General features: G+C 61.0%; 16 protein-coding genes. 8 read left to right on the plus strand and 8 right to left on the minus strand.

Annotated elements, in window-relative coordinates:
- Positions 1 to 35: 35 nt before the first annotated feature.
- The 6 genes from GM608_RS06025 to dnaG form a co-directional block, all read right to left on the minus strand.
- Complete coding sequence (locus tag GM608_RS06025) at positions 36 to 1,277, minus strand: cyclopropane-fatty-acyl-phospholipid synthase family protein (protein WP_043557898.1); 1,242 nt, start codon at positions 1,275 to 1,277, stop codon at positions 36 to 38.
- Between the two features lie 233 nt (positions 1,278 to 1,510).
- The gene (rplI, locus tag GM608_RS06030) at positions 1,511 to 2,131 is read right to left on the minus strand and encodes a 50S ribosomal protein L9 (RefSeq protein ID WP_043557897.1); all 621 of its coding nucleotides are present in this window, start codon (positions 2,129 to 2,131) and stop codon (positions 1,511 to 1,513) included.
- A gap of 10 nt (positions 2,132 to 2,141) precedes the next feature.
- Positions 2,142 to 2,426: a 30S ribosomal protein S18 gene (gene rpsR, locus GM608_RS06035; RefSeq protein WP_043557896.1), complete on the minus strand. Its 285-nt coding sequence runs from the start codon at positions 2,424 to 2,426 to the stop codon at positions 2,142 to 2,144.
- A 6-nt stretch (positions 2,427 to 2,432) separates the two neighbouring features.
- A complete protein-coding gene (rpsF, locus tag GM608_RS06040) occupies positions 2,433 to 2,882 on the minus strand; it encodes a 30S ribosomal protein S6 (RefSeq protein ID WP_043557894.1) in 450 nt (149 codons plus the stop codon).
- Positions 2,883 to 3,074: 192 nt separating this feature from the next.
- Complete coding sequence (gene rpoD / locus GM608_RS06045) at positions 3,075 to 5,018, minus strand: RNA polymerase sigma factor RpoD (protein ID WP_043557893.1); 1,944 nt, start codon at positions 5,016 to 5,018, stop codon at positions 3,075 to 3,077.
- Between the two features lie 147 nt (positions 5,019 to 5,165).
- A complete protein-coding gene (gene dnaG / locus GM608_RS06050; protein WP_043557892.1) occupies positions 5,166 to 7,019 on the minus strand; it encodes a DNA primase in 1,854 nt (617 codons plus the stop codon).
- Between the two features lie 127 nt (positions 7,020 to 7,146).
- Between dnaG and GM608_RS06055 the strand changes: the two genes are divergently transcribed.
- Positions 7,147 to 8,085 (plus strand): DMT family transporter, encoded by a 939-nt coding sequence (locus GM608_RS06055; protein ID WP_043557891.1) that lies wholly within the window; start codon positions 7,147 to 7,149, stop codon positions 8,083 to 8,085.
- An 82-nt stretch (positions 8,086 to 8,167) separates the two neighbouring features.
- Positions 8,168 to 9,121 (plus strand): DMT family transporter, encoded by a 954-nt coding sequence (locus GM608_RS06060; protein WP_081562871.1) that lies wholly within the window; start codon positions 8,168 to 8,170, stop codon positions 9,119 to 9,121.
- A 67-nt stretch (positions 9,122 to 9,188) separates the two neighbouring features.
- Here the strand turns inward: GM608_RS06060 and GM608_RS06065 are convergent, their stop codons facing one another.
- Positions 9,189 to 9,641: a GatB/YqeY domain-containing protein gene (locus tag GM608_RS06065; RefSeq protein WP_043557888.1), complete on the minus strand. Its 453-nt coding sequence runs from the start codon at positions 9,639 to 9,641 to the stop codon at positions 9,189 to 9,191.
- A 260-nt stretch (positions 9,642 to 9,901) separates the two neighbouring features.
- Between GM608_RS06065 and carA the strand changes: the two genes are divergently transcribed.
- From carA to GM608_RS06085, 4 genes are all read left to right on the plus strand, one after another.
- Positions 9,902 to 11,281, plus strand: a complete 1,380-nt coding sequence (gene carA / locus GM608_RS06070) for a glutamine-hydrolyzing carbamoyl-phosphate synthase small subunit (RefSeq protein ID WP_043557887.1) — start codon at positions 9,902 to 9,904, stop codon at positions 11,279 to 11,281.
- Between the two features lie 3 nt (positions 11,282 to 11,284).
- Positions 11,285 to 14,539 (plus strand): carbamoyl-phosphate synthase large subunit, encoded by a 3,255-nt coding sequence (gene carB, locus GM608_RS06075; RefSeq protein WP_081562870.1) that lies wholly within the window; start codon positions 11,285 to 11,287, stop codon positions 14,537 to 14,539.
- A 139-nt stretch (positions 14,540 to 14,678) separates the two neighbouring features.
- Positions 14,679 to 15,152, plus strand: coding sequence for a transcription elongation factor GreA (gene greA / locus GM608_RS06080; protein ID WP_043557883.1), 474 nt, complete (start codon positions 14,679 to 14,681; stop codon positions 15,150 to 15,152).
- Positions 15,152 to 16,372, plus strand: coding sequence for a threonine ammonia-lyase (locus GM608_RS06085; protein WP_043557881.1), 1,221 nt, complete (start codon positions 15,152 to 15,154; stop codon positions 16,370 to 16,372). Before greA ends, GM608_RS06085 begins: the two co-directional genes overlap by 1 nt.
- Before the next feature lie 73 nt (positions 16,373 to 16,445).
- On the opposite strand, the gene msrB is transcribed toward GM608_RS06085, so the two are convergent.
- Complete coding sequence (msrB, locus tag GM608_RS06090; RefSeq protein ID WP_043557880.1) at positions 16,446 to 16,853, minus strand: peptide-methionine (R)-S-oxide reductase MsrB; 408 nt, start codon at positions 16,851 to 16,853, stop codon at positions 16,446 to 16,448.
- Positions 16,854 to 17,056: 203 nt separating this feature from the next.
- Here msrB and GM608_RS06095 point away from each other — a divergent pair, with 203 nt between their 5' ends.
- Positions 17,057 to 18,361, plus strand: a complete 1,305-nt coding sequence (locus GM608_RS06095) for a murein hydrolase activator EnvC (protein WP_282799793.1) — start codon at positions 17,057 to 17,059, stop codon at positions 18,359 to 18,361.
- Between the two features lie 139 nt (positions 18,362 to 18,500).
- The gene (locus GM608_RS06100) at positions 18,501 to 20,015 is read left to right on the plus strand and encodes a S41 family peptidase (protein ID WP_333645225.1); all 1,515 of its coding nucleotides are present in this window, start codon (positions 18,501 to 18,503) and stop codon (positions 20,013 to 20,015) included.
- Positions 20,016 to 20,017 lie beyond the last annotated feature (2 nt).

Genomic DNA, 20,017 nt, shown 5'->3' on the forward strand with positions numbered 1-20,017 from the left:
GGAGGGCTTTCTTCTTCACGGACCTATCGACAGGCTCAACCTCCCGTCTTCGCTCTGTCTTTTTCCCGCTGGGCATTTTCAGCCTCAAACATGTAATCACGGGTCAGCGGCACCGCTTCAATGCCCCGGGTGATCTGAAGCTGGAAGTTCATATGCCCCTGAATACGGAAGGCCAGCTCACTGGCCAGCAGATAAAGCTCGAACATCCGCACGAAACGGTCATCATACAGGGCCCGTATCTTTTCCCTGTTCCCATCAAAACGCTTCCGCCAGTGTGCCAGTGTCTTGGCGTAATGCAGGCGCCAGACCTCGCAATCCGTCAACCACAGACCTGTCTGCTCCAGTGCAGCCAGTGTCTCGCTCAGGGCCGGAGAATAACCGCCGGGGAAAATATATTTCGAAATCCACGGATTGGTCATGCCCGGCCCATCCATCCGCCCGATGGAATGAATGACCGCCACGCCATCCGGTTTCAGAAGCCGCTTGATGTGGTTGAAGAAGGTCTCATACTGCCGCACCCCGACATGCTCGAACATGCCGACAGACACGATACGGTCGAACTGCTTTTTCAGCGTCCGGTAATCCAGCAGCTCAAATGACACAAGATGATCCAGCTTCTCATCCTGTGCCCTCTTACGGGCCACCTGAAGCTGTTCAACGGACAGGGTAATACCCGTCACCTTTGCACCGTAATCCCGGGCAAGCGTCAGGGCCATGCCACCCCAGCCACAGCCAATATCCAGAACCTCCAGCCCCGGCTGATTCAGGTTCAGCTTGGCAGCAATGTGCCGCTTCTTGGCACGCTGAGCATCATCAAGCGACATGCCATCATGCTCGAAATAGGCGCAGGAATACTGTCTGTCCTTATCGAGAAACAGCTCATACAGGCTGCCATTGAGGTCATAATGATGAGCGACATTGCTGCGGGAACGCTTGAGCGAGTTCAGAGGGCGCAGCACACGGCTGACATAACGCAGCCTGCCGCTGATATCCTCACTCAACAGCCCCCCACGCTCCACATTGGGTATGATGACCCACAGGACGTCCTCCAGCGAACAGCCATCAGGCACGACCGTGCCGTTCATATATTCTTCACCGAAGGCAAGCGCCGGTTTGAGAGCCAGTGCCCTCTCCGCTGCGGCTGTAAGGATCCGGACAGCAGCCCTGCGCCCCGGCCTTTCTCCCTGATACTGTCGCACCGTGCCGTCGCTATAGGTCACGGACAGGCTACCAAAATAAATGAAGCGCTTCAGCAGAGCATCAAGAACCGATTTCATGCGTTATTCCATCCTGATTCGGAACGAAACAGGTCTGTTGCTACCAACCCCCTGCTTCAACTGCTTTTTCAGACTTTGGCATAGTCCAGCAATATGGCAAGCCCCCCAGCATACTGGAAAAACGTCATCAGCTGAAAGGCGTCACTTTCTTCCCGCCCCCAAAAAGAAAAAACCCGGCAGGCGCCTTGCCTGCCGGGTTCTTCTGGACGATGTCCGAAAGGAATGATCGAAGATCAGCCCTCGTGACCAGCGCCTTCAGCAACTTCGCCTTCAGCTGCCAGAGCAGCGGACTCAGCCGCAGCCTCTTCAGCAGCCTGCTCGGCATGAAGCTCACCGAGGATATTGTCCTCTTCCTCTTCATGACCAACGGCCTCACCACGGGCCTGACGCTCGGCCTCTTCCTCAGAACGGGCCACATTGACCGTGATCTGGATGGAGACTTCCGGGTGCAGGATGATGCGGGCTTCCACAAGGCCAAGAACCTTGATCGGCTCATCCAGCACAACCTGCTGGCGGGCCACTGTCAGGCCAGCAGCCGTGGCAGCGGCAGCGATGTCACGCGGTGTCACGGAGCCATAGAGGCTGCCGCTGTCACCAGCCTGACGGATCAGCGTCACGCTCAGGCCATGCATACGCTCGGAAAGACGCTCAGCCTCTTCACGCTTGCGGATGTTCTGGGCTTCCAGCTGGGCGCGCTCGTTATCAAAACGGGCACGGTTTGCAGCCGTGGCACGCAGGGCCTTGCCCTTGGGCAGGAGGAAGTTGCGGGCATAACCCGGCTTCACACGGACGACGTCGCCCATCTGGCCGAGATTTTCCACACGCTGAAGCAGAATCAGTGATGTCTGAGACATGTCGTGCTCCTCAGTTTACAACGTAAGGGAGCAGGGCGAGGAAGCGGGCGCGCTTGATCGCCTGCGCCAGTTCACGCTGCTTTTTGGCCGACACTGCCGTGATGCGGCTGGGAACGATCTTGCCACGCTCGGACAGGAAACGGCTCAGAAGACGCACGTCCTTGTAGTCGATCTTCGGAGCGTTCGCACCGGAGAACGGGCAGGATTTCCGACGGCGGTAGAAGGGACGACGTGCCCCAACAGCCAGACGGCGGGAGGCAGGGTTGACTGCCGGTGTCGTGTTTGTGTCTGACATGGTTTCTTACTCCGCTGCAGCCGCGTTGTGATCGCGCGTCTCTGAGGAATCGTTATGACGACGGCCGCCACGACCGCTCTCATAACGCCCACCGCTGCGAGCCCCACCACGGGACCCACGGTCACCACGATCATCCTTGCGGGACAGGATCGGGGACGGTGTCTCATCGATCTCATCAACACGGAGTGTCAGCAGACGCAGGACATCGTCATGCAGGCCCATCTGACGGCTCATCTCGTTCATGGCCTCGACCGGGGCTTCAATCCCCAGCAGGACATAATGGCCCTTGCGGTTCTTCTTGATGCGGTAAGCAAGGGTACGCAGACCCCAGAACTCACGCTTGCGGATGGTCCCGCCGTGCTCGCCAAGAATACCGGAGATGTTCTCGACCAGGGTTTCAACCTGAGCCTGAGAGACATCGTTACGTGCAATCAGCACGGTCTCATAAAGTGGCATGAAAACTCCCTTCGGATAAGGTCAACCCGGACCAGCCCAGTGCTGGCCTGACCGCACTCCCCCAACGAAGGAGTGCCGGGTATAGCCGTTGCGCCGCCATAGCGCACGGCAGGGAAAGCGGCCTTTAAGCACAAAAACGGCCCAAAGGCAAGGAAAACCGGCAGAGCCCGAGGCCCTTACCGGCAAAGCGGATCAATCATCAAGGAAGGAGCGCAGCTTGCGGCTGCGGCTCGGATGCTTGAGCTTGCGGAGCGCCTTGGCCTCAATCTGGCGGATACGCTCACGGGTCACATTGAACTGCTGGCCCACTTCCTCCAGCGTGTGATCGGTGTTCATGCCGATACCAAAGCGCATACGCAGCACACGCTCCTCACGAGGCGTCAGAGAGGCCAGAACACGGGTCGTTGCCTCACGCAGGTTCGTCTGGATGGCGGCATCCAGCGGAATGACGGCGGTCTTGTCCTCAATGAAGTCACCAAGATGGCTGTCTTCCTCATCACCGATCGGTGTCTCAAGGGAAATCGGTTCCTTGGCGATCTTGAGGACCTTGCGGACTTTCTCCAGCGGCATCCCCAGCTTTTCAGCAAGTTCTTCCGGGGCGGGCTCACGGCCAATTTCATGCAGCATCTGCCGGGATGTCCGCACCAGCTTGTTGATCGTCTCGATCATGTGCACGGGGATACGGATTGTCTTGGCCTGATCGGCAATGGAGCGGGTAATCGCCTGACGGATCCACCATGTCGCATAGGTGGAGAACTTGTAGCCACGGCGATATTCAAACTTGTCTACCGCCTTCATCAGGCCGATGTTCCCTTCCTGGATCAGGTCAAGGAACTGAAGGCCACGATTGGTGTATTTCTTGGCAATGGAGATCACCAGCCGCAGATTGGCCTCAATCATCTCCTTCTTTGCCCGGGTGGAATCACGTTCCCCACGGGAAATGGTCTGATAGACCAGACGGAACTCATCCACCGGCAGGCCAGTTTCCTTGGCCAGGGCAGCCACTTCGTCCCGCATTTTCTCAAGGGCGGGGAGGTGCTTGCTTGTCAGGGTCTTCCAGCCTTTGCCGGGAAGCTGGCAGATGCCTTCGATCCAGTCCGGCGCCAGCTCCTGATGACGATACCGGTCCATGAAATCTTCACGGGGAATCTTGCATGTTTCTGCCAGACGCAGCATCCGCCCCTCAACGGCATTCAGCTTCTGCACATGAGCCTTCAGGGACTGGACCAGCTCCTCAATACGATTGTTGTGCAGGCGCATCCGCTCCACAAGAGCGACAAGTTCCGTCCGCAGCTTGTTATATTTCTTCTCATCCGTATCGGACGGGGACCGCCCTTCCAGCAGGACCTTGAGACGCTGGCTCTGCATCTTTATCAGCTTCTGATAAAGCGGCTCGAAGGCTTCAAACAGCAGCATGATGTCCGGGCGGAGTTTTTCCTCCAGCGCAGAGAGTGACAGGCCACTCCCCTCGCTGCCACTGCCATCTCCATCACTGTCCTCAGACTCGTCATCCGGTTCGTTCTCTTCCTCGGATGTCAGGTCTTCCATATCCTCTGGCGATTCAGGGTCGCTCTGGCTGGCCTCAAGATCGATCACCTCACGCAGGAGCAGCGTCTCGTTCTTGAGCTGCTCATACCAGCCCAGGATGGACTGGAAGGTCAGCGGGCTGCGGCACAGCCCTCCGATCATCTCTCCACGCCCGGCCTCAATACGCTTGGCAATGGCAATCTCACCCTCACGGGAAAGGAGCTCCACCGCTCCCATCTCACGGAGATACATGCGGACAGGGTCATCCGTCCGGCTGGCCGCAACAGCATCGACATTACCACCATTCGCCTCGTCATCCGAGGCGTCGTCATTGCCAGAACGGTCTTCGCTACTGCCCTCTTCTTCCTCCTTGTCCACGCTTTCGACCACCTGTATCCCCATTTCGGAGAGGGCAGCCATGACGTCCTCGATCTGCTCGGAAGACATCTTGTCCTGCGGGAGGATGGCATTCAGTTCATCAAACGTGATGTGACCGGCAGACCGCCCCTTGGCAATCAGCTTCTTGACGGCCGAGGACTGCACATCAAGCGGAGAACTGTCCTGCTCTGGTGCATTCCTGTCTGATCCAGAGGCTGATTTTGTGGCCATGCGTCTCTCCGTCAACTTTACTCGAAAGCCAGTAATGGGGCAGCTTGGAATTGGTTAATCCAGCCCTCCAAGTCAAGGACCGGGGCACCAGAAAGTTGCGATTGCGTGCTTTATCCCGGGCATCGGGCTCAACGTCCATCCGCTACTTCAGCCGTCTTCCGGCTCCAGCTGCGGGCTTTCTCCCCGGCGGAGGGCAAACAGCACGTTCTGCTTGGCCTGCATCGCCGCCAGTAATGTCCGCTTCGTTGCCTCATCCGATTCGGAGGAAGAATTCAGAAGCTGCTCCACTGTCCGGCGCACCTCTTCTTCCACTGTTTCCTGAAGTGTCCTGAGATTTTCCAGCGCATAGAAATGCCACCAAAGCTTCATGACCGCCTGCATGCGGTCCTCATCATCCTCCACCCGCACCTGCCGGGGCATGGAACTGCTGCACAGTGCTGCCACCGCATCTGCCAGCCCCTGCCCGGCCATCCACTCCCGGCAGCTTTCCGCCGTCAGGGCACCGGTACATTCATCAGCCCAGCTCAACAGGGCCGTACGGATGTCGGCGAGAGAGCCCGACAGGGCCAGCGCATTATACTCCCGGTCAATACCCGGCAATATGTCCGGATGCTGGAGCAGGATGGCCGTGAGAATGTTCAGCCGTTCACCACTGCCCTCCTCTACGGTGCGCTCCGCTGAGACCGGAATGACAGAGGCGGTCATGCTGTCCTGCTGCCCACGCCTCCCCCATCCCGGCTTCTGACGGCGATAGCGGGCGAAGAACATATCGTTCAACGTGCTGCGATATTCACCAGCCAGCACCTTGTCCGGAATCATCCGGGCCAGGGCATTGAGTTTCTCCCGCAAGGCCGCCCGCCGCTCGGGCGTCGGGTCACGCTCCTGCGCTGCCAGCAGGCCGAACAGCTCTTCTTCCATCGGGCGGGCAGCCGCAAGACGGCGCTCCATGCCCTGTACGCCCTCCCGCCGGAGAAGGGAATCAGGGTCATCTCCACCATCCAGACGACAGAACCGCAGGCTGCGCCCGACCTTCAGCAATGGCAGGGCAACCTCGCAGGACCGCAGGGCCGCACGCTGCCCGGCGCCATCACCATCAAAACAGATGATGGGCGTGTCCGTCATCCGCCAGAGCAGTTCCAGCTGCTCATCGCCCAGAGCCGTACCCAATGGCGCCACAGCCCCGGCAAAACCTGCCTGAGCCATGGCAATGACATCCATGTACCCTTCCACCACCACGGCCTTTGCGCCCTTGTGGATGGCCTGCCGTGCCAGATCGATATTGAAGAGTGTCCGTCTTTTGGAAAAGATTTCTGTCTCTGGCCCATTCAGATATTTGGGCTGGCCATCCCCCAGAACACGCCCGCCGAAAGAGATGATCCGCCCCTTCCTGTCCCGGATCGGAAACATGACCCGGTTGAAGAACAGCTCGCCCTTGGCGTGCCCATTTTCATCGGTCCGCATCAGCCCGACCTGAACCAGCGTCGCCGCTGTAATGTTTTTCCCTTCCAGCGCCTTCAGCAGGGAGCGCCCGTCACCAGACCAGCCGAGCCCGAAACGCTCCAGCGTCTCTTCACTCAGGCCACGCTTCTGCAGGTAATCCAGCCCGGCACGACCTTCCGGCTGGTAGAGCCTGCTGCGATAGATGGCCTGGACCTCATCCATGACATCATGCAGGGTCTGCCGGACACGGGCCTTCTCGACCTGCCGCGGGTCATCAGCCGGAACCTCCATCCCGGCTTCCGACGCCAACCGCTCGACAGCCTCACGGAACCCGGCCCCCTCACTCTGCATGATGTAGCTGATCGCATCACCATGTGCGCCACAGCCAAAGCAGTGATAGTGATCATCATAGATGTAAAGCGAAGGCGTCTTTTCCCCATGAAAGGGGCAGCAGACTTTCCAGTTCCGGCCGGACCGGACCAGCTTGTTCCGCCGGCCGAACAGGGATGTAAGGGATGTCCGCTGGCGCAGTTCATCAAGAAACGCAGTGTCTATGGCCATGCACACACTGTGACACTCTCCCCCCCAAAAAGGAAGATGCTCCCGATTCCCCCTTGACGAAAGAACCCCAAACTTCAACACACGACAGGTCACACCCTCCATTCCAGAGCAGAGAGCGGGCCTTTTCATGACACGTTCCACCTTCACCGGCATTGCCTGCGGCGCCGCAGCAGGAGCATTGTGGGGACTGTCCCTCCTCGCTCCGGAGCTGATCGGCCCCTTCGCACCATTGCAGCTCGCGTCTGTCCGGTTCGTCACCTATGGGGTCATCGCCCTGCTGCTGCTCGCTCCGAAGCTGAAGACACTCCTTCCCCATCTGGGTGCTGCCGAATGGTGGGGCCTGCTGGGGCTCAGCCTGATGGGCAACATCATCTATTACAGCCTGCTCAGCACGGCCGTGCAGCTCTGTGGCGTAGCCATGCCCTCGCTGATCGTCGGTTTCATCCCTGTCACGGTGACCCTCGTGGGAGCACTGCGGCATGATTCCACCCTGCATGTCCGCCAGCTTGTCCCTTCCATGCTGCTCAGTGCAGGCGGCATTGTCTGCATCGCCTGGCAGAATTTTCACAATGCCTCTCCCCAGCATCAGGGCGGCCTCTGGGTCCAGCTGGCCGGGCTGCTCATGGCGGCCTGTGCCCTGCTCAGCTGGACAGGCTTTGTCGTCAAGAACGCCAACTGGCTGCGGCGGCTTGACCACATCACCCACAATGACTGGAACCTGCTGACGGGTCTCGTCACCGGGGCTCTCGCCCTGCTCATGCTGCCTCTGGCCTTCCTGCTGCCGCAGCATCTGCCCGCCACGGGCTGGGCGCATTTCCTCATGGTTGCCTGCGGGATGGGCCTGCTGGCCTCGGTCGTGGCCAATGCGTTCTGGAACAGCATGACACGCCTGCTGCCCCTGACGATGGTCGGGCAGATGATCCTGTTCGAGACGCTCTTCTCCCTGTTCTACGGCTTCCTCTGGGAGCAGCGTTTTCCCCGGCCTCTGGAGGCCTGCGCCATCGTTCTGGCCATCAGTGGGGTCATCTCCTGCGTCCGTGCCCACGGTCCGGCGAAGCACGGCTGAACACTCTTCCCTCTTGACGCAGGCACCATTACCTACAACACAGGCCCATATCGCATAATTAACAATTCAAGAATGAGCCTGCATGACACGTTCCATCCTCATGGGCACCGCTTATGGTGCCATGGCGGGAGCATTCTGGGGGATAACATTTCTCGCCCCGGAGCTTGTCGCCCCGTTCACGCCTTTTCAGCTGGCAACGCTGCGCTATCTGACCTTCGGGATCGTCTCCCTTCTCATCCTTCTCCCACGCCTGAAAACGCTGCTGCCACACCTTACCTTCAAGGCATTCCGGGCGCTCGTACTTCTCGCCATACTGGGCAGCGTGGGCTATTACAGCATGATGGGCGTGGCCATCCAGCTGAGCGGCGTAGCCATGCCATCCCTCATCATCGGCTTCATCCCCGTCACGGTGACACTGGCTGGCATCTGTCGCCATAATGCCGTTGTCACATTCCGCCAGCTCATCCCATCCATCCTGCTCAGCACGGCGGGCATCCTCTGCATCTCCTGGCAGAATTTCTTTGTCGGCTCCGCCCTGCATCATACCGGCCCGCTGCTACAGGCCGTCGGCCTGCTGATGGCCATCGGGTCCCTGCTGGGCTGGACACTGTTCAATGTCATCAACTCTGACTGGCTGAAAAAGCTGGATCACATCACGAGCGATGAATGGAACCTGCTGACGGGCGTCATGGCCGGTATCCTGTCGCTGGTCATTCTCCTGCCAGCCGCCTTCTTCTGGCCGGCGCACCTGCCCACGACCGGCTGGACACGCTTTATCCTCATTTCCTGCGGTGTGGGGCTGTTCTCCTCCACCATCGCCAATGCGTTCTGGAACCGCATGACCCATCTTCTGCCCCTGACGATGGTCGGGCAGATGATCCTGTTCGAAACGCTCTTCTCGCTGATCTACGGCTTCCTCTGGGAGCAGCGCCTGCCCACCATATGGGAAGCTGCTGCCTTCCTGCTCTCCGTCAGCGGCGTTCTGGCCTGTGTCCGGGCCCACAAGAACAACGAAGCCTCCCACTCCTACCACTGACACGAAAAACCCCGCCTGTTTCATCAGGCGGGGTTTTCACACTCCGGTCCGCAAAGCGGAAAAACCGTCAGCCGAGATGGGCCTTGACAAGACCGCTGGCCCGTCCGGCATCCAGTGCCGCACCGAAGCGACCTTTCAGCACACCCATCACCTTGCCCATGTCCTTCATGCCCTCGGCACCTGTTTCCTTCACGGCCTCGGCAATGGCTTCTTTCAGGGCATCTTCGGACAGTTCCGCCGGGAGATAGTTGCGGATGGTCTCGATTTCCGCCTCTTCCTTGGCGGCCAGTTCGGGCCGGTTGCCCTGATGGTACATGGCCGCAGACTCCGTGCGTGTCTTGATCATGGAACGCAGGGCCAGAAGGATATCATCCTCACTCACCTCCCCACTCTTGGCCCGGGCAGCGACATCAAGGTCCTTGATCTTTGCGGAAATGGCACGGATCTGCGCCACACGGTCAGACTGACCGGCCTTCATGGCTGCCTTGAGATCATCCATGATACGGGTACGGAGTGACATGATGGTTCTCTCTCTTAATGATGAGTTTATAAGTTCCATAAAGGAGCGTAAGAGGTACCAGCCCTGCACTATCCTGTCGATATTGCAGGAGTCCACAGGGAGCAGTCACAGATGCGGGAAAAAACTTCCCACCATTGCTTGTATTCCGGCACTCTCCCTCCATATGGGAAAAAACTTCCCATCACGCTCTGGCTGCCCTATGAAGGGACAGGCCCATCCGGGTTCAGAACAGACAGGGCACGAGGCAGAGCAGCAGACAGATGAACGTCGATTCACTCATCAAGAAAGCAGGCGGTGCGGCTGAAATCGCCCAGCTTACCGGTGTCAGCACCGAGGCCGTGCGCAAGTGGCGGCAGGCTGGTATGATACCCACAAAACACTGGCCTGCCCTGCTTCATGTGCCGGGGATCACCCTGGCCGACCTGAACGAGACGTCAGAGGAGACATCCGCCATGACCCACCCTACCGATGACATGCCCCCCAGAGGCGCAACGGCCGTCCTCGTGCTGGCGGATGGCTCCCATTTCTGGGGCCGTGGTTTCGGGGCTTTCAATGACGGTGCCGCAGGCGAGCTCTGCTTCTCCACCGGCATGACGGGCTATCAGGAAACACTGACAGACCCTTCCTTCGCCGGACAGATCATCACCTTCACCTTCCCCCATATCGGCAATGTCGGCACCAACGGGGATGATGACGAGGCCCCCACCATGGCGGCCCTCGGCCTCGTGGTGAAAGAAGATGTCACCGCCCCGGCCAGCTGGCGGTCCATCCAGCCACTGCAGGACTGGCTGAAAGCCCACGGGCGGGCCGGCATCAGCGGTGTGGACACACGGGGCATCACCCGCCTGCTGCGGGACAAGGGGCCGCAGAACGCCCTGCTTTTCTACCCGAAAGATGGCCGCTTCGACCTCGCCGCCCTGCGCCAGAAGGCTGCAGAATGGCCCGGTCTGGAAGGGATGGACCTTGTGAAGGAGGTTGCCCAGCCCGCCCGCAGCTGGACGAAAACCACATGGCACAACACCCGCCCCGAGCGGGCCGTGAAACGCCGTGTCGTGGCTCTGGATTACGGAGCAAAAGACAACATCCTCCGCAGCCTCGTTGCTGCTGGCTGTGAGGTGCATGTCCTCCCCGGCACCGCCACGGGTGAGGAGATCCTCGCCCTGAAGCCGGAAGGCGTCTTCCTCTCCAACGGTCCGGCCGACCCCGCCGCCACGGCCGTCTATGCTGTCCCGGCCATCCAGGCCGTCATGGAGGCGGACATTCCGGTCTTCGGCATCTGCCTCGGCCACCAGCTTCTGGCCCGGGCACTGGGCGGCACGACCTACAAGCTGGACCGTGGCCACCGTGGGGCCAACCAGCCGGTGAAGGACCTCACGACGGGCCGGGTGGAAATCACCAGCCAGAATCACGGCTTCGCCGTGGATGAGAAGTCCCTGCCCGATACCGTCAGGGTGACGCATGTCAGCCTGTTTGACGGCTCGAACGAAGGACTGGCTTCCACCGTGAAGGAAGCCTTCTCCGTCCAGTACCATCCGGAAGCCAGCCCCGGCCCGACCGACAGTTTCTACCTCTTCGAGCGGTTTGTCGCCGTGATGGACCGCCGCGCCGCAGCCCGCACAACCAGCAAGGCAGGAGCCTGACCCATGCCCAAACGCACAGACATCCGCTCCATCCTCATCATCGGTGCTGGCCCCATCGTCATCGGGCAGGCCTGCGAGTTCGACTATTCCGGCGCACAGGCCTGCAAGGCCCTGAAGGAGGAAGGCTACCGTGTCATCCTCCTGAACTCCAACCCGGCCACCATCATGACCGACCCCGGTCTGGCTGATGCCACCTACATCGAGCCCATCACGCCGGAATTTGTCGAGCGCATCATCCTCAAGGAGAAGCCCGACGCCGTCCTGCCGACCATGGGTGGCCAGACGGCCCTGAATGCCGCCATGGCGCTGGACAAGTCCGGCTTCCTCACCAGGCACGGCGTGGAGCTGATCGGCGCACGGGCTGACGTGATCGACCGTGCCGAGGACCGCCTGAAGTTCCGTGAGGCCATGGATGCCATCGGCGTGGAAAGCCCCCGCAGTGCCATCGCCCACACGCTGGACGAAGCCCGCACGGCCCTGGAGCATATCGGCCTGCCTGCCATCATCCGTCCGTCCTTCACCATGGGCGGCTCCGGCGGTGGTATCGCCTATAACCGGGAGGAATTCTCCCAGATCGTGGCCAGCGGGCTGGATGCCTCCCCCACCACCGAGGTGCTGATCGAAGAATCCGTCATCGGCTGGAAAGAGTACGAGATGGAAGTGGTCCGTGACGTGGCGGACAACTGCATCATCGTCTGCTCCATCGAGAACATCGACCCGATGGGCGTCCATACCGGGGATTCCATCACCGTGGCCCCGGCCATGACGCTGACGGACAAGGAATACCAGCGGATGCGTGATGTCTCCATCGCCTGCCTGCGGGCCATCGGCGTGGAGACGGGTGGTTCCAACGTGCAGTTCGGCGTGAATCCGAAGGATGGCCGCATGGTCGTCATCGAGATGAACCCCCGCGTGTCCCGCTCCTCCGCCCTGGCCTCCAAGGCTACCGGCTTCCCGATCGCCAAGATCGCCGCCAAGCTGGCCGTGGGCTACACTCTGGATGAGCTGACGAACGACATCACCGGCACCATCCCGGCCAGCTTCGAGCCGACAATCGACTATGTCGTCACGAAAATTCCCCGCTTCACCTTCGAGAAATTCCCCAGCACGCCGGCCCTGCTCTCCACCTCCATGAAATCCGTCGGTGAGGCGATGGCCGTGGGCCGCAGCTTCGCCGAATCCCTTCAGAAGGGCCTGCGCTCCATGGAGACGGGCCTGACAGGTCTGGACCCTGTGGAAGCCCCCGGCGATGGCTCCCCGGATGCCTACCGTGCCGCCCTCTCCGAGCCACGGCCGGAACGCATCCTCATGGCCGCCCAGGCCTTCCGGGCCGGTCTCTCACTGGAGGACATTCAGGAAGCCTGCCATTTCGAGCCGTGGTTCCTCCGCCAGCTGGAAGGCATCATTGCGACGGAACGTGAGATCGAAGCGAACGGCCTGCCGGATGACGCCATCAGCCTGCGCCAGATCAAGGCCCAGGGCTTCTCCGACCAGCAGCTTGCCCGCCTGAGCGGCAAAAGCGTGAAGGACGTCGTCGCCCTGCGCACGAAGCTGGACGTGCTGCCCGTCTATCGCCGGATCGACACCTGTGCAGCCGAGTTCTCTTCTGACACACCGTATCTGTATTCCACCTATGAAGGGGGCTTCGGCATCCCGGACTGTGAGAGCCGCCCGACGGACAAACAGAAAATCGTCATCCTCGGCGGTGGCCCCAACCGGATCGGTCAGGGCATCGAGTTCGACTACTGCTGCGTCCATGCCGCCTACGCCCTGCGTGAGGCCGGTTTCGAGACGATCATGGTCAACTGCAACCCGGAAACCGTCTCCACGGACTATGACACGTCCGACCGTCTCTATTTCGAGCCGCTGACGGCCGAGGACGTCATCAGCCTCGTGAAGAAGGAGATGACGAACGGCACCGTTCTGGGCTGCATCGTGCAGTATGGTGGGCAGACCCCGCTGAAGCTCTCCCGTGCGCTGGAGGAAGCGGGCATCACCCTGCTGGGCACCCCGGCCGATGCCATCGACCGTGCCGAGGACCGGGAACGCTTCCAGGCCATGCTGCGCAAGCTGGGCCTGCGCCAGCCCCGCAACGGCATTGCCCGCACCCCCGACGAGGCCCTGAAGATCGCCGAGGAAGTCGGCTATCCGGTCGTGGCCCGTCCCTCCTACGTGCTGGGTGGCCGTGCAATGGAGATCGTCTATGACAGGGCCGGTCTTTCCCATTACCTCAACACCGTCCTGCGTGCCGCCGGTGAGGATGTCTCCACCGGGCCAGTCCTGCTGGATCACTACCTGAATGAGGCCATCGAGGCCGACGTGGACTGCATTGCCGATGGTCATGATGTCTATGTCGCCGGGGTGATGGAGCATATCGAGGAAGCCGGAATCCACTCTGGCGACTCTGCCTGCTCCCTGCCGCCCTACACGCTCTCCCCGGCTCTGGTGACGGAGCTGAAGGCCCAGACCGAAGCCATGGCCCGTGAGCTGGGCATCCGTGGACTGATGAACGTGCAGTTCGCCATCAAGGATGACGAGGTGTTCGTTCTGGAGGTCAATCCCCGTGCCTCCCGCACGGTGCCTTTCGTGGCCAAGGCCACGGGTGTGCCGGTCGCCAAGATCGGGGCCCGGATCATGGCCGGAGCCAGACTGTCCGAGTTCCCGCTGGAAGGCCGGTCCGTCGCCCCACATGTGGCCGTCAAGGAAGCGGTCTTCCCCTTCAACCGCTTCTCCGGCGTTGATACGATCCTCGGGCCGGAAATGCGCTCCACTGGTGAGGTAATGGGGCTGGATGCCAACTTCGAGATGGCCTTTGCCAAATCCCAGCTGGCCGCAGGCGTGAAACTCCCCCGGACAGGCACCGTCTTCCTCTCCGTCCGGGAGAGCGACAAGGCCCATGTGCAGCCACTGGCCCGCAAGCTGGTGGAGATGGGCTTCACCATTCTTGCCACCCGTGGCACGGCGGACCGGCTCAAGGAAGCCGGTATTCCGGTCACCCGTGTCAACAAGGTGCTGGAAGGTCGCCCACACTGTGTGGATGCCATCCACTCCAACGAGGTGCAAATGGTCATCAACACCGCCCAGGGTGGCCAGTCCGCCCGGGACAGCTTTGACATCCGCCGCTCCGCCCTGACGATGAACGTACCCCATTACACGACCATCGCCGGTGCCCGGGCAGCAACCTATGCCATCTCTGTCCTGAAGCAGAAGGAGCCGGATGTGGCGCCGCTGCAATCCTATTTCCACGGCGCCTTCTAAGAGAAGGCTTGCAGCACGCATGGCGTGCTGGTTATCCTGTCCGCCACAGCGTATGCCGCCCCGCCCTTTTCCGCTCCATGTGGAAGGGGGCGGGGCGGTGTGCCATTCATCTCTTTGTACCAGTGCGAGGATTCCCTCCATGCAGAAAAGCCCCATGACCGCCCAAGGACTGAAACGCCTTGAGGATGAGCTGCGCCAGCTCAAATCAGAGGAACGCCCCGCCGTCATCCGGGCCATTGCAGAAGCCCGCTCCCACGGGGACCTCTCCGAGAATGCGGAATACCACGCCGCCCGGGAGCGTCAGTCCTTCATCGAGGGGCGGGTGCTGGAGCTGGAGAGCCTGATCTCCACGGCCGAGGTGATCGACCCCACGACCCTCTCCGGCAGCCGCATCCAGTTCGGTGCCACGGTCGAGCTGGTGGATGAGGAAACCGACAAGGAAAGCACCTACCAGATCGTCGGCGCTCACGAAGCTGACATCAAGCAGCACCGCATTTCCATCTCCTCCCCCCTTGCCAAAGCCCTCATCGGGAAGGAAGCTGGGGACAGCGTTTCCGTCCCGGCACCGGGCGGGGACCGTACCTATGAAGTTCTGAAAGTGATCTACAAATAATGCCGGACTCTGCTTCCAAGACCAGCCTGACCTTCAACGACGTCAAAGACGCCCAGAAGCGCATTGCCGCCACCATTGCCCGTACGCCCACGATCAGCAATGTGGCCCTTTCCCGGCTGACGGAAGCAGAGATTATCATCAAGCTGGAAAATCTTCAGGCCATTGGCTCCTTCAAGGAGCGTGGAGCGGCCAACCGCATGGCCCTGCTCACGCCCGAGGAACGCAAACGGGGTGTCATCACCGTCTCGGCAGGCAACCATGCCCAGGGCGTAGGGCGGCAGGCCAGCCTTCTGGGCGTGGAAGCCACCATCGTCATGCCCCGTTTCACCCCCGCCACCAAGGTGGCCGCCACCCAGAGCTGGGGAGCCAGAGTCGTTCTGGCGGGCGAGAATTTCGACGAGGCCGTGAAAACGGCCGAAAAAATCCGTCAGGAAGAAGGCCAGACCCTCATCCACCCCTTTAATGATCCTGCCGTCATCGCCGGACAGGGCACCTGCGCTCTGGAAATGATTGAGGATGCGCCCGATCTGGACGCCATCGTGGTGCCGATCGGTGGAGGTGGCCTCATGGCCGGTTTCGTCACCGTACTGAAAGAACTCAGCCCGAAGACGAAGCTCTATGGCGTGCAGGTGGAAGGCTATTCCCCACTGGGAGCCTATCCGGAACCGCTCCGCTCCGTTCCCGGCGGGTCAACCATTGCCGAGGGCATCGCCGTCGTCCAGCCGGGCCATCACTGCCTGGATGTCATTGGCAGGAACCTTGATGGCGTGTTCGTCGTCAACGAACTCCAGGTCGAAAGCGCCATCACGACGCTGGCCGAGAAGGCCCGTCAGGTGGGCGAAGGGGCCGGAGCCACGCCACTGGCCGCCATTCTGGCCAATCATGACCTCTTCAGGGGCAAGAAGGTAGGCTTTCCCATCTCCGGCGGCAACATCAATGCCCGCATCCTTGCCCATGTCATCCTCCGCTCCCTGCTGAGAGAAGGACGCATCCTGCGGCTGATCTTCCAGATTCCCGACCGCCCCGGCCTGCTGGCCGCCATCTCCGAGAAGATTGGCAGCTATGGTGGCAACATCATCGAGGTCTCCCATCACCGCCTCTTCGCCGCCCCTTCCGTGCAGACGGCAGAGCTGGTGGTGATGATCGAAGCCCGTGACACGGAACATGCCCTGGAAATCGAGCGGGAACTCTCCCGCCATTACCACGTCGAACGGGACTGACCCCCGGAACGTCCTCTGAAGCAGAAGGGAGTGGTCCTGCCCGTGTGAGACGGGGCCACTCCCTTTTTTGCGTTCAGGCTCCCTCTTCGTCCGGGACGAAATGAAGGGCCAGACCATTGGTGCAGTAACGCAGCCCCGTGGGCGGGGGGCCATCAGGGAAGACATGCCCCAGATGACCGTGACAGCCTGCGCAATGTATCTCCACCCGCACCATGCCGAGACTGCGGTCCTCACGCTCGCCCACCGCCCCGGGCACGGCCCGGAAGAAAGACGGCCAGCCTGATCCGCTCTCATATTTCGCCGTCGAGCTGAACAGCCTCTTCCCGCAGGCGGCACAGTCGTAATGACCGGGCCGTTTCTCACCATTCAGCGGGCTGGAACCCGGCGGCTCGGTCCCATGACCATGCAGGACATGCTTCTGCGCTTCACTGAGCGGCCCACAGCCACAGACGGCTGCTTTTTCAGATGTCTGGTCTTTCATCTCCACTCCTCTCCGGGGCACCATCCCGCCCCTCCGGCTGGACAGACAGCCCATTCTCCGCCACAAAAGACATACGAAAACCAATCATCGCATCTGTCCCGCATGTCCCTGTCACTCATTCCTGCCTGACTGATCTCATGCTGTCAGATGTGTTTTTCAAGCCCCATACCATCCCACCCGGAAAGGGATTCCCAGGCAGGCTCATGCTCCCGAAACGCACCAGCACATCCCTCGCCCTCTGCTGGCTGCTGCCTTGCCTGATGCTGACCTGCCTTGCCGACCAGCATCAGGCCCATGCCGCCCCAGACCAGGCCGGTACTCTGTGGGGATCAAACACGCCCATTCCCACCACGGAGGCTGGCATCCGCAAGGCACGGGCTGCACGGCGGAATCTTCAGCAGCTTCTGGCCCAGAAAGCCCAGCTGCTCCAGCAGAAGGAAGAAGAAACCCGCAAGGCTGAAGCCCAGGCGCATCTCAGTGCCCGTCAGCTGGCCCGCCTGCGCCAGAAGCAGGCCAGACTGGCCCGGCAGCACATGCTCGTGGAACGTCACCTCACAAAGGTTTCAGCTCAGCTGGACCAGCTCAGTACTGGCAATGACCAGCTGAAAGCCGAAGAAAACACCATTCTTCTGGATGAAGCCACACGTCTTCCTGCCCTCCAGCAGATGAACACCACGCCAGAACTCGCCCTTCTTATGCCACCAGACAATCCAGCCATCAGCCCTGCAGTTCCTTTTGCCCTTCTCGCCCTGCGCCACCAGCAGAACCGGGACGCCATGGCAGACAACATCCAGCGGCAGACCCATCTCCAGAGAGAGCAGATGCGGCTGACAGACCAGAGCCGTACCATCACAGCACAGGAAACCCGCCTCCAGACCAGCCAGAACGAGGCAGAAAGCCGGGCCGAGCAGGCGGCCATAAAATCGGAACAGGCCCAGCAGACCCTGCTGAAGCAGCAGGCTCTACTGACACAGGCCCGCCAGAGCACGGAGGCCCTGACAGCCATCATCACCGTCCTGGCCCGGCAGGAAGCTGAAACACGCCGCCGCCTGCGGGCCCAGAAGGCCCGGTTCCACAAGCTGCACCAGCGCCACAAGGAACAGGAAGTGGAGCAGCAGGACCGCAGCTTCAACCCCGGCAAAGGGCTGATGCGGGGCTCTGCACGGGCCCCTGTGCAGGGGCGCATCGTCACACGCTGGGCACAGCCTACCGAGGCTGGCCCCGCCACGGGGCTGACCTACCAGACGGCTCCTTCCGCCCCTGTGACCGCCCCCTGCACGGGCCGCCTGCTCTTCAGCGGGGCCTTCCGCTCCTTCGGCCCCATGGTGATTCTGGACTGCGGGCAGAAACAGCGACTTGTTCTGGCCGGTCTTGGCACGCTCCAGCTACAGAGCGGCCAGTCCGTCCAGCAGGGGGGCGTGATCGGCCAGATGCCCACCCGGGACCCTCTCCTCTTCGTACAGCTGCGGCAGGGAACAAAGCTCATGGATCCAGCCCATTTCTTCTGAGGCCATGCTGAGTCCTGCCGGGAGTTTCACCCGTGCCGAAAACACTGTAAGCTGCCTCCATCATGTCTCCGGGCCAGGGCCCTCTCATATTGATCGCAGCGAACCGCCTGTCTTCTAAATGTTAAGGAATAGACCGACCATGAACTTCCGCACTGGCCTTATGCTGGGTCTTGCCTGTTCAGCCATGGGTGTTGCCTCTGGTGCCTTTTTTGCCAGTCGCCCGTCACTCGTCCCCCCCGCCTGGGCGCAGGAGATCACACACAAGGACAGCAACACGCCGGCCAACAGCAGCGACAGCAACAATGCTGAAACCGTCCGTATGCTGACACTGCTGGGCACGGTGATGGACATTGCCCATTCGGAATATGTCTCTCCCCTTCCCAACAAGAAGCTCATCCGCAATGCCATTGACGGAATGATCAGCAATCTGGACCCTCACTCTTCCTTCATGGATGCCCAGCAGCTCAAGGACATGCAGGATGAGATGTCCGGCCAGTTTGGTGGGCTTGGGCTACAGGTGCAGGGCGATGCCGGGCATGTACGGGTCGTCTCCCCCATTGATGGCACACCGGCCGCCAAAGCGGGCATCCAGTCCGGCGATGTCATCACCATGGTGGACAACAAGAGCATCGCCAACCTCACGCTGGATCAGGCCGTCCGCAAGATGCGGGGCAAGCCGGGAACGCAGATCACCCTGACCATCCTGCGCCCCAAAACTGGCAAGCAGCAGAACCTGACCCTGACACGGGAGATCATCCATGTGCAGATCGTCCGTTCCGCCCTCTATGGGCAGACGGGCTATATCCGCCTGAGTGAATTTGATGATTCGCTGGAAAAGGAGATGCGCAAGGCTTACGGCAAGCTGGTCCAGTCCGTTGCCAAGACGCCCGGCAAGACACTGAACGGCCTCGTGCTGGACCTCCGCTCCGACCCCGGCGGGAAGCTGGACCAGGCCATCGCCGTGGCCCGTGACTTCATCAAGGATGGAGAGATCGTCTCCATCCGTGGCCGCCACCCCGAGGGCAACCAGCATTGGGATGGTGTCGGCAAGGACATCACCCACGGCCTGCCCATCATTGTCCTGACCAACGCCGGCTCGGCCTCTGCCAGCGAGATCGTGGCCGGTGCGCTGAAGGACCATCGCCGGGCCATCATCATGGGAGACCGGACCTTCGGCAAGGGGTCCGTCCAGACGATCATCCCCATTGCCGACCAGGGGGCCATCCGGCTGACAACCGCCCGTTATTACACGCCGTCGGGCCGGTCCATCCAGGGGCTGGGCATCACGCCGGATGTGCCCGTTCTGGCCAGCCGGGATGATGACAGCCTCTTTACATACCATGAGGCCGACCTCGCCCACACCATCACCAACACGGATGGCAAACTGCCCAAGGAGGCCCCACGGACGGACCTGCCCGCTTTCGCCAAGACCGTGGAACGTCTGCCCCCTGCCAAATGGCCTGCCTTCGACCCCACGAAGCCGGAAACGGACTTCCAGCTCCAGCAGGCCCTGCATTTCATCAATGCCCAGACTGGCGGGGCTGATGCAGCCCATGAGGCCGCCCTGCTCGTCCATCCACAACTGCCGCCACAGTCCCACGACACGGCCCCTGATGAGGCCAAGGACGACAGTGCAGCAAAGACGAAGAAATAAGC

This window comes from Bombella sp. ESL0380, assembly GCF_009725805.1.
GTDB lineage: Bacteria > Pseudomonadota > Alphaproteobacteria > Acetobacterales > Acetobacteraceae > Bombella > Bombella apis.

Excerpts from the sequence above, each read along its gene's own strand:
- GM608_RS06025 (WP_043557898.1), bottom strand. The coding sequence starts at position 1,277 with ATGAAATCGGTTCTTGATGCTCTGCTGAAGCGCTTCATTTATTTTGGT.
- rplI (WP_043557897.1), bottom strand. The coding sequence starts at position 2,131 with ATGTCTCAGACATCACTGATTCTGCTTCAGCGTGTGGAAAATCTCGGC.
- rpsR (WP_043557896.1), bottom strand. The coding sequence starts at position 2,426 with ATGTCAGACACAAACACGACACCGGCAGTCAACCCTGCCTCCCGCCGT.
- rpsF (WP_043557894.1), bottom strand. The coding sequence starts at position 2,882 with ATGCCACTTTATGAGACCGTGCTGATTGCACGTAACGATGTCTCTCAG.
- rpoD (WP_043557893.1), bottom strand. The coding sequence starts at position 5,018 with ATGGCCACAAAATCAGCCTCTGGATCAGACAGGAATGCACCAGAGCAG.
- dnaG (WP_043557892.1), bottom strand. The coding sequence starts at position 7,019 with ATGGCCATAGACACTGCGTTTCTTGATGAACTGCGCCAGCGGACATCC.
- GM608_RS06055 (WP_043557891.1), top strand. The coding sequence starts at position 7,147 with ATGACACGTTCCACCTTCACCGGCATTGCCTGCGGCGCCGCAGCAGGA.
- GM608_RS06060 (WP_081562871.1), top strand. The coding sequence starts at position 8,168 with ATGACACGTTCCATCCTCATGGGCACCGCTTATGGTGCCATGGCGGGA.
- GM608_RS06065 (WP_043557888.1), bottom strand. The coding sequence starts at position 9,641 with ATGTCACTCCGTACCCGTATCATGGATGATCTCAAGGCAGCCATGAAG.
- carA (WP_043557887.1), top strand. The coding sequence starts at position 9,902 with ATGAACGTCGATTCACTCATCAAGAAAGCAGGCGGTGCGGCTGAAATC.
- carB (WP_081562870.1), top strand. The coding sequence starts at position 11,285 with ATGCCCAAACGCACAGACATCCGCTCCATCCTCATCATCGGTGCTGGC.
- greA (WP_043557883.1), top strand. The coding sequence starts at position 14,679 with ATGCAGAAAAGCCCCATGACCGCCCAAGGACTGAAACGCCTTGAGGAT.
- GM608_RS06085 (WP_043557881.1), top strand. The coding sequence starts at position 15,152 with ATGCCGGACTCTGCTTCCAAGACCAGCCTGACCTTCAACGACGTCAAA.
- msrB (WP_043557880.1), bottom strand. The coding sequence starts at position 16,853 with ATGAAAGACCAGACATCTGAAAAAGCAGCCGTCTGTGGCTGTGGGCCG.
- GM608_RS06095 (WP_282799793.1), top strand. The coding sequence starts at position 17,057 with ATGCTCCCGAAACGCACCAGCACATCCCTCGCCCTCTGCTGGCTGCTG.
- GM608_RS06100 (WP_333645225.1), top strand. The coding sequence starts at position 18,501 with ATGAACTTCCGCACTGGCCTTATGCTGGGTCTTGCCTGTTCAGCCATG.